General features: G+C 39.1%; 9 protein-coding genes. All 9 read left to right on the plus strand.

Annotation, left to right across the window (positions count from 1 at the left end):
• The first annotated feature begins 137 nt into the window (after window positions 1–137).
• On the plus strand, window positions 138–1,439 hold the full coding sequence (locus tag REB14_RS13875) for an MFS transporter (RefSeq protein WP_079240077.1): 1,302 nt from the start codon (window positions 138–140) through the stop codon (window positions 1,437–1,439).
• A gap of 30 nt (window positions 1,440–1,469) precedes the next feature.
• Entirely contained in the window at window positions 1,470–2,441 is a 972-nt protein-coding gene (locus REB14_RS13880; protein WP_047376309.1) for a glycoside hydrolase family 130 protein, read from the plus strand.
• 128 nt (window positions 2,442–2,569) lie between these two features.
• Entirely contained in the window at window positions 2,570–4,801 is a 2,232-nt protein-coding gene (locus REB14_RS13885) for a GH92 family glycosyl hydrolase (protein WP_309522458.1), read from the plus strand.
• A gap of 31 nt (window positions 4,802–4,832) precedes the next feature.
• Window positions 4,833–6,260 (plus strand): glycoside hydrolase family 125 protein, encoded by a 1,428-nt coding sequence (locus REB14_RS13890; RefSeq protein WP_079240078.1) that lies wholly within the window; start codon window positions 4,833–4,835, stop codon window positions 6,258–6,260.
• Between the two features lie 109 nt (window positions 6,261–6,369).
• Entirely contained in the window at window positions 6,370–8,520 is a 2,151-nt protein-coding gene (locus REB14_RS13895; protein ID WP_309522459.1) for an endo-beta-N-acetylglucosaminidase H, read from the plus strand.
• A gap of 58 nt (window positions 8,521–8,578) precedes the next feature.
• Window positions 8,579–10,987, plus strand: a complete 2,409-nt coding sequence (locus REB14_RS13900; protein WP_309522460.1) for an endo-beta-N-acetylglucosaminidase H — start codon at window positions 8,579–8,581, stop codon at window positions 10,985–10,987.
• A 133-nt stretch (window positions 10,988–11,120) separates the two neighbouring features.
• Complete coding sequence (locus tag REB14_RS13905) at window positions 11,121–11,981, plus strand: ROK family protein (RefSeq protein WP_309522461.1); 861 nt, start codon at window positions 11,121–11,123, stop codon at window positions 11,979–11,981.
• A 21-nt stretch (window positions 11,982–12,002) separates the two neighbouring features.
• Window positions 12,003–14,285 (plus strand): GH92 family glycosyl hydrolase, encoded by a 2,283-nt coding sequence (locus REB14_RS13910; protein ID WP_309522462.1) that lies wholly within the window; start codon window positions 12,003–12,005, stop codon window positions 14,283–14,285.
• A 24-nt stretch (window positions 14,286–14,309) separates the two neighbouring features.
• Complete coding sequence (locus REB14_RS13915; RefSeq protein WP_034691610.1) at window positions 14,310–14,807, plus strand: cupin domain-containing protein; 498 nt, start codon at window positions 14,310–14,312, stop codon at window positions 14,805–14,807.

Here is a 14,807-nt window from a genome sequence, read left to right on the forward strand (position 1 = left end):
CTCAATATCAGATTTTTATTTGATCCATTCATTAAGACAGGAGAATAGAGTAGAATCTCCAAAAAAATTATAGTTTCGTTTTTAGTCTGAATGAATTTTTGAGATGTTCTCTTTTATTTAGAATCTTATTTTTAAATATGGGAAAAAACAACTCCGGAACCCGTCGGATCCAGCCAATTCTTTGGATTTCCACATTATACTTTGCAATGGGTGTTCCCTTTGTAACCATTAATGCGGTTTCAGGAATCATGTATAAAGATATGGGTGTTTCGGATTCGCAGATTACATTCTGGACAGCTCTTATTCTATTCTCTTGGACTTTAAAACCACTTTGGAGTCCGTTTTTGGAGATCTATAAAACAAAAAAGTTCTTTGTTATTTCTACTCAGTTTGCTATAGGAATTCTGTTTGCATTAGTCGCTTTAAGTCTTCCAATGCATGATTTTTTCAAATACAGTATTGCGCTTTTTGCCGTAATAGCATTTTGTGGAGCTACCCATGATGTGGTAGCAGACGGAACGTATATTGGTTTTCTTACCAATAAAGAGCAGGCGAAATATATTGGCTGGCAGGGCGCTTTTTACAATCTTGCCAAGATTATCAGCAGTGGAGCATTAGTTTATTTCGCAGGTGTTTTAGAAAAAACAAAAGGCGTTACGCATGCCTGGATGATCATTATGGTGATCTATGCATTACTGTTTTTTGTATTAGCGATTTATCACTATTTCATTCTGCCAAAAGAAAATAAAGAAGAGCAGAAAGATGAGAAAACCGCTGGAAATGTTCGTAAGGAATTGTTAGAAGTGATTACCTCTTTCTTTACCAAAAAGAAGATTTTATGGTGTATCCTCTTCATTATTCTGTACCGTTTTGCAGAAGGATTTGCGATTAAAATAGCTCCTTTGTTTTTTAAAGCTCCAAGGACATCAGGAGGATTAGGACTATCCACTTCAGATATCGGACTTATTTACGGAACATACGGTTCCGCAGCATTCATCTTAGGGTCTGTATTGGCAGGATATTTTATCTCAGCCCGCGGATTGAAAAGATCTTTGATATGGCTATGCTGTGCGTTTAATATTCCATTTGTGGTATATGCATTATTGGCTCATTACCAGCCTTCAGATCTAATGCCTGTGGGAATTGCTGTAGTAGTAGAATATTTCGGTTACGGATTTGGTTTTGTAGGGTTAATGCTCTACATGATGCAGCAGATTGCACCGGGTAAACACAAAACAGCACATTATGCATTTGCAACAGGAATTATGAACCTTGGGGTGATGATTCCCGGAATGTTCAGCGGAATGATCAGTGACTGGATCGGGTACAAAATGTTCTTTATCTGGGTATTGATCGCTACCATTCCTGCTTTTTTGGTCACTTTATTTGTCCCTTTTCCTCATCCGGAAAATCAGAAAGAACAACAAATCAATTCATAATAATTAAAAATAAAAAGTAAAAAATACTTTATGACAGCTCAATCAGTAATGATCCCTTGGCAGGATCGCCCGGAAGGTTGCAATGATATCATGTGGAGGTTTTCCGAAAACCCGATCATTAACAGATACGCGATACCAACATCCAACAGTATATTCAATAGTGCCGTGATTCCTTTTGAAGACGGATTTGCCGGAGTCTTCCGTTGCGACAACAAGGCAGTACAGATGAATATTTTTGCTGGTTTCAGTAAAGACGGAATCAATTGGGACATCAATCATGACCCTATTGAAATGCAGGCAGGAAATACGGATATGATTGAATCCGATTACAAATACGATCCCCGTGTAACGTTTATAGAAGACCGTTACTGGATCACTTGGTGTAACGGATACAACGGTCCTACCATAGGAATTGGTTATACTTTTGATTTTAAAGAATTTTTTCAGTGTGAGAATGCATTTCTTCCCTTCAACAGAAATGGAGTTTTGTTCCCTGAAAAAATCAATGGTAAATATGCCATGCTGAGCCGTCCTAGTGACAACGGACATACGCCTTTTGGTGATATTTATATCAGCTATAGCCCAGATATGAAGTACTGGGGAGAGCACCGTTGCGTGATGAAAGTAACACCTTTCGAAGACAGTGCATGGCAGTGTACAAAAATCGGAGGAGGGCCGGTTCCTATCAAAACAGAAGAAGGATGGCTGCTTTTCTATCATGGAGTGATTAATACCTGCAGAGGATTCAGATATTCAATGGGAGCTGCTTTGCTTGATCTTGAAGATCCTACAAAAGTATTGTACAGAACAAAACCTTATCTGTTGGCGCCAGCAGAATTGTATGAACTGACAGGAGATGTACCAAATGTGGTTTTCCCTTGTGCAGCATTGACTGAAGGAGACAAAGTAACAGTATATTACGGGGCTGCTGATACCGTAGTTGCGATTGCCTTTGGATATATCTCAGAAATCATTGATTTTATGAAAAAGAATTCAATTTAATAAAGTAATATAAAGTTTAGGAAAATAGGTTAATCATCTTAATTTTCCCTTTTTCTGGGAATTTTATAATGGTTTTCCTATTTTTAAACCAACTTTTAAACAAAAAAATCTCCGATACCTCTCTTATCATGAAAAAAGAACTGCTAATCTGCTTTTTTACCACCCTGATTTCTGTAGCCAGTGCCCAGCAAAATAAGAATGATGTTTTATCCTGGGTAGATCCTTTCATAGGCACAGGAGGGCACGGACATACATTTCCGGGAGCAACCACGCCATTCGGGATGATACAGCTGAGTCCGGATCAGAATACAAAAAGTGGCGATTGGGATTGGTGTTCCGGATATCACTACAGCAGCAAAACGATCATGGGATTCAGTCATAACCACTTGAGTGGAACAGGATGGGCAGACCTTGGAGATATTCTGGTAATGCCTACCGTAGGACAGGTAAAAATGGTTCCAGGAACGGAAGAGAATCCTGAAACAGGGTACCGTTCAAAATTCACGCACGATAAAGAAATTGCTTCTCCCGGGTATTATTCCGTAATGCTGGACAGCTATGGAATTAAAGCAGAGCTTACCGCTTCCCCAAGAGTAGGATTTCATAAATATACTTTCCCGAAGAGTAGTGAAGCCAATATCATTATTGATCCCACTAATAAAATCTTCGGAAATATCTACCATACTTTGGTGAGTGTAGAAGGCAATAATAAAATCAAAGGATACTGTTACAGCAATGGCTGGGGAGGTAAACGATTTGCTTACTTCGTGATGGAGTTTTCCAAACCGTTTAAGTCTTATGGCGTGTATGCTGACGGAAAAATCAAAAATGATGAAAAAATTGCCCTTGCAAAGGATGCTAAAGCATTCGTAAGATTCTCAACAGAAGATCAGGAAAGCATTGAAGTAAAAGTTTCTTTATCCCCGGTGAGTACAGAGAATGCACAGGAAAACTTTGATACAGAAGCAAAAAATATAGACTTTGCAAAAGCGAAAGAAACTGCACAAAAGACATGGAGGGATCTGATCGGCAGATTTCAGGTAACAGGAGGTACAGACAGCCAGAGAAAAATTTTCTACACAGGAGTTTATCATACATTCATTGCCCCAAACCTTTACATGGACGTGAATGGAGACTATGTTGCCGCTCAGGAAAACATGAATACCAAATGGTTCACAAATTACAGTACCTATTCTTATTGGGACGGATTCAGAGCGACACATCCGTTGCTTACCATTATGGATCAGAAACATACAAAAGAATTCGCCAACTCTTTGATCAGCAGATATACAGATCGTAAAGATCACATGCCAATCTGGGAGCTTTGCGGATATGATAATTTCTGTATGCTTGGCTATCACAGTGCTTCGGTAATCTGGGATGCTATCTCAAAAGGAGTTCCTGGTATTGATGCTGAAAAAGCATTTGCTGCGATGAAAGATGCTTCTTTAACAGATAAAATGAGCAGCAGCGATGGCGGCGGAGGTCTTAATGACTATATCAAATTAGGATATACACCATCAGAAAACGGCGCTTCAGTTTCAGCAACACTGGAATATTCATATGATGACTGGTGTATTCAACAGCTTGCTGAAAAACTAGGTAAAAAAGAAGAATCAGAAGTCTATAAAAAACGTTCTATGAACTTCCTGAATACCTTCAATAAAGAAAATAACCACTTCTGGCCAAGACAGAAAGACGGGAAATTCTTAGCAGATTTTACCCTTAACGACTGGAAAAAACTTCAGCCACACTGGGTTTCCGGAAACATCTGGGCTTATGATTTCTTTGTTCCTCATCAGATTGATGAAATGATGAATCTGTATGGAGGGAAAAAAGGATTTGAAGAAAAACTGGATAAAACCTTTACAGAAGCACTTCATATGGAAGGAGAGCAGCATGTAGATATCTCAGGATTCATCGGATCTCTAGGATTTGGAGATGAACCGGGACATCATGTTCCCTACCTGTACAATTATGCAGGAAGTCCTTATAAGACTCAGAAAATGGTAAAATATATCCGTGATAATATGTACGCTGCTAAACCAGATGGAATCGTTAACAATGAAGACTGTGGTCAAATGTCAGCATGGTATATCTTCTCATCATTAGGGTTCTATCCTGTGACACCTGGGAAACCTGTTTATGCCATCGGAGCACCACAATTCCCGAAAGCATCATTAAAATTAGAAAATGGTAAAACTTTTACCGTGATCGCTGACAAGATATCCAACAAGAATATCTATGTACAGAAAATGTTCCTGAATGGGAAAGAATACAAAAGCTGGGAGCTTAATCACAGCGATATTATGAATGGAGGTGAGTTGAGATTCGTAATGGGAAGTAAACCGGTAAAATAAGACTAATAAAAATAAACGAAACAAAGTATCAATGGAAAGGAGAAATTTTATTAAAACAAGTGCACTGGCAGGAGCCGGATTGCTGTTTACTCAAAATGTTTTTGCTAAAAATTTAGTACTGGATGATTTTCCTGTTGTCCGTGTTCCTAAAGATAAAAGACATTTTACCAGCGAATCTGTAGAAAGTGCTATTGCAGCATTTAAAAAGAAAGTAAAAAACAAAGAGCTGAGCTGGCTTTTTGAAAACTGCTTCCCGAATACATTGGATACTACTGTTTTCTATAATGAAACCAACGGAACTCCTGACACGTACGTAATCACAGGAGATATCGATGCCATGTGGCTTCGTGACAGTTCTGCACAGGTTTTCCCTTATCTGCAGTTCTCTAAAAAAGACGAAAAATTACATAAGCTGATCTCAGGAGTAATCCACAAACAGACTACTTTCATCCTGAAAGATCCTTACGCGAATGCTTTCTATAACGATGATCAGAAGATTAGCAAATGGAAAGAATACGACCATACCGATATGAAACCGGGAACCCATGAAAGAAAATGGGAAATTGATTCGCTTTGCTATCCTATCCGTCTGGCCTACCACTTCTGGAAAACAACAGGAGATACAAAACCTTTTGATGCCAACTGGCTGAAAGGAATTAAACTTACCCTGCAGACCTTTACAGAACAGCAGAGAAAACATGATCTTGGACCTTACAAATTCGAGCGTACAACAGCCTGGGCAACAGATGGGGTACCGATGGGAGGATATGGTTATCCGACAAAACCTGTAGGATTGATCAGCTCTATGTTCCGTCCAAGTGATGATGCTACCATCTATGGATTCCTGATTCCTTCCAACTTATTTGCTGTGGTAAGCTTACGTCAGGCTGCGGAAATGGTTTCTCAGATTAAAAATGAAAAAACGTTGGCTCAGCAACTGAACAGCCTTGCTGATGAGGTAGATGCAGCCATCAAAAAATACGGAATTTACAATCATCCTGAATTTGGAAAAATATATGCTTTTGAAGTGAATGGCTTCGGAAGTTACAACCTGATGGATGATGCGAACTGCCCAAGCTTGCTGGGACTGCCTTATCTGGATGCGGTGAAAGCTGATGACCCTGTTTATTTGAATACAAGAAAATTTGTATGGTCAGAAAACAATCCGTTCTTCTTCAAAGGTAAGCTGGCAGAGGGAATAGGAGGTCCGCATATCGGACTTGACATGATCTGGCCAATGAGTATCATAATGAAGGCACTCACTACCAAAGACAAAAGTGAGATCAGATGGTGTATAGATACCTTACAGAAAACGCACGGAGGAACAGGCTTTATGCATGAATCCTTCCATAAAGACGATGCCAAAAAGTTCACCAGAGAATGGTTTGCATGGGCAAATACCTTGTTTGGAGAATTGTTATGGAAAACCTTTAACGAAAATCCTGAGCTACTGACATAGCCCTCCCTTTTATATGGTGTATTCATCTGAGATTCCTTCCCAAAAAAGAAGGTGTCAGGGGAATGCTATATAAAATTCAGACACCAAAACACCTTAAAAAAATTATACAATGAAAAAAAAATCCATCTTTACCGCACTGATTGCCATGATGCTTCAGTCTGGTTCTCTGATTAACGCACAACAGCTTAGTCCTACAGGAATATGCTATGTGGAAGTGAACAACAACAACATCCTGAATGCAGGATCGTACAAACTGCAGACATCGAACAGCTACCTGTTCAATGTGGTCAATATTTTTGCGGCTAACATTAATTATGATACCAGCCGTGGAAGAGCTTATTTGTATTCCAATAACAACGTTACGAAAGTTCTTACCAATGCAGATACCTACATAAAACCACTCCAGCAAAAAGGAATGAAAGTAGTGTTGACGATTTTGGGAAATCACCAGGGTGCCGGAATCTGTAATTTCCCTACCCGTGAAGCAGCAAAAGACTTTGCATTACAACTTGCCAATACAGTGAATACTTATGGTCTTGATGGAATTGATTTTGATGATGAATATTCAGAATATGGAAATAACGGAACAGGGCAGCCTAATGACAGCTCTTTTGTAATGCTTGTTCAGGAGCTCAGAGCCTTATTACCGAATAAAATTATTTCATTCTATTATTATGGTCCTGCTGCTTCAAGACTTTCCTGGAATGGTGCCAGAGTAGGAGATAATGTCAATTACAGCTGGAATGCAATGTATGGAACGTTCTCAGCCCCAAATGTACCTCCGCTTACCAAAGCACAAATCTCTCCTGCTGCTGTATGGATGGGAAATACTTCCAATTCTACCACCACCAGCCTGGCTACCCAGACTAAAAATGGAGGCTATGGAGTATTTATGTGGTATGATTTACACGGAACCAATGAAGCAACACAGCTTTCAGCAGGAACTCAGACATTATACGGAGAACAGACTGTTTTAAGCACTCCTTTACAATCATGGACACAAGGTACAAATTGCGATGCTCCAATCGGATTGTATACAAGCAATCTTACAGGAACAAGTGCAAAACTAAACTGGTCAGCCGTAGGAACCAATACTTACGATATTGATTATAAACCAGCATCTTCAACAACTTGGACGAATGCGGTGTCAGCAACAAGTTCCACTTCCATAACCGTTTCCGGATTAACAGCCAATACCGAATATGACTGGAGAATCAGAACCAACTGCAGCGTGAAAAGTGCTTATATGTTTGCTCCAAGATTTACAAGCACTTCAGGAACAACGCCTACAGGTTCTTATGCTCTTTCCCTGGATGGAAGCACGGAATCAGGAGCTGCCGGAAGTCTGAATCTAAGCGGTTCCGCATTATCTTTTGAAGGATGGATCAAGCCTTCATCATTCAAATCAGCATCTCCATATATTTCCTCGATCATGGGAACGGAGATAAGCGACAGCAATTCTGCATTCTTAAGATTAGGAGATGCCAGTCTTGCGAATAATAAACTTCAGTTTGTGGTAAGTATTAATAATGTACAGCAAAAACTGGCGTCTGTAACTGCTTTGAATGCCAATACCTGGTATCACGTGGCAGCTACTTATGATGGTAGCAATATGAAATTGTATATCAACGGAGTTCTGGATGCAACTAAAGCACAAACCGGAAGTGTGAATTCAACCGGAGCGTTCAACGTTGGATATTTATATAACACTTCCAGAAACTTTAATGGTAAAGTAGATGAGGTAAGAGTTTGGAAACGTGCATTGAGCCAGACAGAAATCAGTCAGAATATGTGTAATGTAACAGTTCCGGCTACTTCACTGGCTGCGTATTGGAAATTTAACGAAGGAAATGGTTCTACAGTTCAGGATACTTCAGGAAACGGAGTGACTCTTACGCTGACAGGTGTTGATTCTTCTAATTGGGGTACAGATCTGCCATGTTCTACAGGAAGTTCAGCATTAGCAAGAACTGCAAGCCAAAAGGCGATCAATGTGGGAGAAACAAGCATTAAAAATCAGATAAAACTATACCCTAATCCGGTAAGCAAATCTTCATCACTGACAGTTTCTGTTCCTGATGAATACAGCAAAGGAAAATTAACGGTTTATGATTTTAATGGAAGAATTGTAGACACAAAATCCCTGAACTCAGGAGACAATCAATACGAATTGAGCAGAATTTCTGCAGGAAACTATATCCTTCAGTTTGAATCTCATGATGGAAGCTTAAAACAATCTGAAAAACTAATTGTAAAATAACAAACCCAGTCATTGGGCTTCGGCCCAATGATTTTTTCTACTACAAAATTGATATACTATGAGAAAAAAATCCTTTTTTATTCCCCTGATGGCTTTAATGCTTCAGTCGGCTCCATTACTCAAAGCACAGCAGCTTGATCCTTTAGGAGTCTGCTATGTGGAAGTAAATAACAATAATCCGCTGAATGCAGGTTCCTATACTTTGCAGAATACGAACAGACAGCTTTTTGATGTGGCTATTATTTTTGCAGCGAATATCAACTATGATGTTTCCAAAAACCGTGCTTATATCTCAAACAATAACAATGTTACCAAAGTCCTTAATGATGTCAATACCTATGTAAAACCTTTACAGCAAAAAGGGATAAAAGTATTGCTTGATCTTTTAGGAAATCATCAGGGAGCCGGAATTTCTAATTTTCCTAACCGTGAAGCAGCAAAAGATTTCGCTTTGCAGGTGGCTCATACCGTTTATACTTATGGCTTAGACGGAGTAGATCTGGATGATGAATATGCAGGCTACGGAAATAACGGAACAGGACAACCAAATAACAGCTCTTTTGTCATGCTTTTACAGGAATTGAAAGCAGCAATGCCGGATAAACTGATTACCTTCTACTACTATGGTCCGGCTACAACCAGACAAACTTATAATGGAGATTTAGCAGGAAATTATATCAATTATACATGGAATGCGATGTATAGTACATACAATGCACCTGTTGTTCCGCCTCTTGATAAATCTAAAATTTCTGCTGCTGCAACATGGATCCAAAATTCGAATCCAAGTTCTACGTCAGCAACTACACTGGCAAACTTAGCAACCAGTACAAAGAATGACCAATATGGTGTATTCATGTGGTATGACCTGGGAGGAACCAATGTAGCCAGCTATTTGAGTACAGGTTCTAATATTCTTTACAACGAAAATACGCTCTTAAGCGGTCAATTATATTCATGGTCTCAGGGACAAACCTGTGATCCGCCATTGGGACTTGATGTTTCCAATGTAACAGGAACTTCAGCAAAACTGAACTGGACTTCCAACGCTTCTCAGTCTTATAACATTGACTACAAACCGGCCAACTCTACAGTATGGACAAACGTAGCCAATAATTATTCAGGAAATAATATTGTCATCAATAACCTTACCCTGAATACAAATTACGATTGGAGAATACAGTCCAATTGCTCACCGACATTAACAAGTACTTATATTTTTGCACCAAGGTTTAACTCCGGAAGTGGCTGCACTACGCCATCAGGATTAACTTCCGGAAGTTTCCTTGGTAATACTGCTCAGCTATCATGGGATGCAGGAAATGCAACTTCATATACACTACAATACAAAACATCGGCAGCCACAACATGGTCTGAAATTCCGAATATTACAACCAATTCTTACGCACTTCAAAATCTTACCCCAAATACAAATTATGTATGGAAAGTACAGGCAGGGTGTGCCGGAGGAACTACAAGTACCTATTCAGGTGAAGGATCATTCAATAGCGGTTTTGCCCCTGTTACAAGTCCGGGAGCAAGATCTCTTTCTTTCAACGGAAGCACGCACTATCTTAACGCAGGACAATTTAACCTGAGCGGAAATGCTATGACATTTGAAGGGTGGGTAAAAGTAAATGCTTTCAAAACAGGATTCCCTTATATTTCATCAGTAATGGGAGTGGAAGTAGGAGATAATAACTCAGCAATGCTTAGATTCGGTGATGGAAACCTGGCGAATAACAAACTTCAGTTTATCCTGAGCTTCGGTTCATCACAGGTGAAGCTTAACACGAATACAGCATTCAATACCAACACATGGTATCATATAGCAGCCACTTATGATGGGGCAGCAATGAAAATTTATGTCAATGGTAACCTTGATGCCAGCTTTGCAGTAACAGGTAACTTTACAGCAAACGGAATCCTTTATCTGGGAAGAAATTATGACAATTCCCGTACAATCAACGGTTTCCTGGATGAATTCAGAGTTTGGAAAAAAGCACTAACGCCACAGGAAATCCTGAGCAACAGCTGTAATGTTCCTGCCAACTCCACAGGTCTTGAAGCGAACTGGAAAATGGATGAAGGAAGTGGCTTAGGTGCTTTAGATGCTACGGCAAACACTCATTTTGCCACCCTGATCAATATGACAGATGCCAACTGGAGAACAGATGTTGCCTGTGCTTCATCTCTTGCCGTGAAAGATATTGAATCGGTAAAAGAGAACAGTACAGTCTATCCAAATCCTGTGAAAAGAGGAAATGATATTCACTTTACCATCAGCGACAACTCAGCCAATGAAGTGGCATTGTATGATGTTTCAGGAAAATTATTCAAAAAACAGAGCATTAATCAAAATAATAATGCAGTGAATACACAGGATTTAATCAGTGGTACTTATATTTACAAGATTACATCCTCAAACAGTAAAGTATTATCAACGGGTAAAATTATCGTGAAGTAAAAATTCAGATAATGATATAGTTATCAGGATTATAAATATAAAGTCTGAAATACAAAGCAGACAGACAGGGGCATACTTCTGTTTGTCTGTTTTTTCAGTCACAGGGATGTCTTGAATTTAAAATAAAAAAATAATGCAGAATATTGTAGGAATAGATATCGGAGGGTCGCACATCACATTGGCTCAGGTAGATCCGGAAAAACGTGAAATCATTTCTTCTACCTATGTAAGAGAACATGTAGATGCTTTCGAAAAGAAAGAAATTATTTTTAGCGCTTGGGTTTCAGCCATTGAAAAAGTGGCTCATGATCTGGTAAAAGAAAATCTTCTCATTGGTATCGCAATGCCGGGACCTTTCGATTATGAAAATGGGATATCGCTGATGCAGCAGGGAAAATTTATTGATATCTATCAGGTGAATATCAAAGAAGAACTGGCAAAAAGACTTTCCATTTCTCAGGAACAGATTCATTTTGTAAATGATGCTGCTGCTTTTATGGAGGGAGAAGTATTCGGAGGATGTGCTCAGGGATTCAATAGTGCTTTTGGAGTAACCCTCGGCACAGGGCTGGGAACGACCTTCTTCAACGGAGAATTTGCAACGGATGAAGATCTATGGGATTCTCCCTTCAGAAACTCTATCTGTGAAGATTATCTGGCAACACGCTGGTTTGTGAATCATTATAAAGAACTGACAGGAGAGGAAATCTCCGGAACCAAAGATCTTCTGGATAAACCAGCAGAAATACAGACTCAAATGTTTAACGATTATGCAGACGCCTTTTCTGAGTTTATTGTCAGATATATAGATCATTACAAACCGGAAGTTTTAGTTATAGGAGGAAATATTGCCAAAGCTTATCCTCATTTTGAACAAAGATTTATTCAGAACTTAACAAAGAATAATATTAACTTGCAGGTTAAAATTTCTGCCATTTTTGAAGATGCCGCTATTCTTGGAGCTGCAAGCTATGCATTAAAAAAGCGTATATAAATTAACAAACGAAACGATACAATGAAGTTTATATTTTCTACTTGCTTCCTGTTATTACAGGCCTGGGCTTTAGGTCAGAATGTATCTCCCGTAGATTATGTGAATCCTTTAATGGGAACACAATCCAAACCCTCTTTATCCAATGGAAATACCTATCCGGCCGTGGGACTTCCATGGGGAATGAATATCTGGACTCCCCAGACCGGTAAGATGGGTGACGGATGGGCATATACCTACGATGCAGATAAAATAAAAGGATTTAAACAAACGCACCAACCCTCTCCATGGATGAATGATTATGGCGCATTTGCCATCATGCCGGGAGTGGGAAAAGTAAAATTTAAAGAAGACGAAAGAGCAAGCTGGTTCAGCCACAAAGCTGAGGTTACTACGCCTTACTTTTATAGTGTTTATCTGGCAGATATCAATGTCACTACAGAATTTACCCCTACGGAAAGAGCCTCTTATTTTAAATTTGACTTTCCCAAAACAGACAGCGCTTACGTAGTTGTTGATGCATTAAACAAAGGATCTTATATTAAGATTTTACCGAAGGAAAGAAAAATCCTGGGTTATACAACGAGGTATTCTACCGGGAAATATGAGAATTTTAAAAACTACTTTGTTATTCAGTTTGATAAAGATTTTGAACTGACAAAAACCTGGAAAGATGATAAGCTGGTTAATGATCAGTTGGAAATTACCAGTGATCATACAGGAGCTGTAGTAGGGTTTAAGCTTAAAAATAAAGAAACGGTTTATGCAAAAGTAGCCTCTTCATTCATCAGTTTTGAGCAGGCAGAACTTAACCTTAAAAGAGAAATCGGAAACAGAAATTTTGAACAGGTAAAAACCGATGCTAAAAATATCTGGAATAAAACATTAGGAAAAATAGATGTAAAAGGAGGAACAGATCAGCAAATGAGAACTTTTTATTCCTCTTTATACAGAACTTTATTCTTCCCGCAGAAATTATATGAAGTAGATGCTCAGAATAAAATAAAACACTGGAGTCCTTACAACGGAAAAATTGTTGACGGAAGAATGTTTGCCGGAACCGGCTTTTGGGATACTTTCCGTGCTTTATATCCATTCCTGAATCTTGTTTATCCAAGCATCAATGTAGAAATGCAGGAAGGACTGGCCAATGCTTACAAAGAAGGAGGTTTCTTACCGGAGTGGAGCAGTCCTGGATATTCTGATATTATGATTGGAAATAATTCTGCATCCGTAGTCGCAGATGCTTACATCAAAGGACTTCGCGGATATGACACAGAAGCACTTTGGCAGGCAGTAAAACACGGAGCGAATAATGCAGGTCCCATAGAAGCTGTAGGCCGTGCAGGAGTAGAATATTATAACACTTTAGGCTATGTTCCTTATGATGTGAAAATCAATGAAAATGCAGCCAGAACATTGGAATATGCTTATGATGACTTTTCAATCTATCAGCTAGGAAAAGCACTTGGGAAACCTGCTTCTGAAATTGATATCTACAAGAAAAGAGCTTATAATTACAAAAATGTATTTGATAAGGAAACAGGTTTAATGCGTGGTAAAAATAAAGACGGTAACTTCCAGAAACCTTTCAATCCTTTTAAATGGGGAGATGCTTTCACAGAAGGAAACAGCTGGCATTACACATGGTCGGTTTTCCAGGACATTGATGGTCTGGCAGAACTGATGGGTGGTAAAAAGAAATTTGAAGCCAAATTAGATGAAGTTTTCTCATTGCCACCAGTTTTTGATGACAGTTATTATGGAGGTGTGATCCACGAGATCAGAGAAATGCAGATCATGAACATGGGGCAGTATGCGCACGGAAATCAGCCTATCCAGCACATGATTTATCTGTATAACTATGCAGGAGCACCTTACAAAACACAATATTGGGCTAGACAGGTGATGAATAAGCTTTACCATGCAACTCCGGACGGATATTGCGGTGATGAAGACAACGGACAAACTTCTGCCTGGTATATTTTCTCAGCACTAGGTTTTTATCCGGTAACACCTGCAACGGATCAATATGTCTTGGGAGCACCATTATTTAAAGAAGCTACCATCCATTTGGAAAATGGTAAGAAAATTGAAATAAAAGCTCCGGAAAATAATGCAGAAAATTTATATGTAAAATCTTTGAATGTAAACCAACAGCCTTATTCCAAAAACTGGCTGAGCCATAAAGAACTGATGAAGGGAGCTGTTTTAGACTTTAAAATGGACAGCAAACCCAATAAAGAAAGAGGTTCACAGGAAAAAGATTTTCCCTATTCAATGTCAAAAGAAGAATCAAATAAATAATTTTTAAATTAAAAATATAGCTGTATGAGTACAGAAAAAAAAGAAATATTCGATAGAGTAGAAAGCATGCTGCAAGGACAAGGTTTTAACATCGCAGCAAAAGATGATACAAGACCATGGGGAGGATTTTTTGTGATTGATGAAACGCAGGCACAGGATTTTGCTAACCAATATTTCGATGGGATTGATGTAGACAACCTTAGAATAGGAGGAAAGCTAAGCCCGAAAATTCTTATCGTAGCTCCGGAAGCAAGATTAAGCTGGCAATATCACCACAGAAGAGCCGAAATCTGGCAGGTAGTAGAAGGAACAGTAGGAATCAAAAGAAGCAATACCGATGAAGAAGGAGAATTGGGAGAATACGGCCCGAAAGATCAGGTGAAACTTCAGCAGGGAGAAAGACACAGATTAATTGGTCTTGCAGGCTGGGGAATTGTAGCTGAAATCTGGCAGCATACCGATGCATCCAATCCTTCAGACGAAGATGATATCGTAAGAGTACAGGATGACTTTGGAAGATAA

Origin of the sequence: Chryseobacterium metallicongregator, assembly GCF_031324065.1 — a bacterium.
Lineage (GTDB): Bacteria > Bacteroidota > Bacteroidia > Flavobacteriales > Weeksellaceae > Chryseobacterium > Chryseobacterium metallicongregator.

Coding starts and splice junctions, on each gene's coding strand:
- REB14_RS13885 (WP_309522458.1), top strand. CDS start 2,570: ATGAAAAAAGAACTGCTAATCTGCTTTTTTACCACCCTGATTTCTGTA.
- REB14_RS13905 (WP_309522461.1), top strand. CDS start 11,121: ATGCAGAATATTGTAGGAATAGATATCGGAGGGTCGCACATCACATTG.
- REB14_RS13910 (WP_309522462.1), top strand. CDS start 12,003: ATGAAGTTTATATTTTCTACTTGCTTCCTGTTATTACAGGCCTGGGCT.
- REB14_RS13900 (WP_309522460.1), top strand. CDS start 8,579: ATGAGAAAAAAATCCTTTTTTATTCCCCTGATGGCTTTAATGCTTCAG.
- REB14_RS13895 (WP_309522459.1), top strand. CDS start 6,370: ATGAAAAAAAAATCCATCTTTACCGCACTGATTGCCATGATGCTTCAG.
- REB14_RS13915 (WP_034691610.1), top strand. CDS start 14,310: ATGAGTACAGAAAAAAAAGAAATATTCGATAGAGTAGAAAGCATGCTG.
- REB14_RS13875 (WP_079240077.1), top strand. CDS start 138: ATGGGAAAAAACAACTCCGGAACCCGTCGGATCCAGCCAATTCTTTGG.
- REB14_RS13880 (WP_047376309.1), top strand. CDS start 1,470: ATGACAGCTCAATCAGTAATGATCCCTTGGCAGGATCGCCCGGAAGGT.
- REB14_RS13890 (WP_079240078.1), top strand. CDS start 4,833: ATGGAAAGGAGAAATTTTATTAAAACAAGTGCACTGGCAGGAGCCGGA.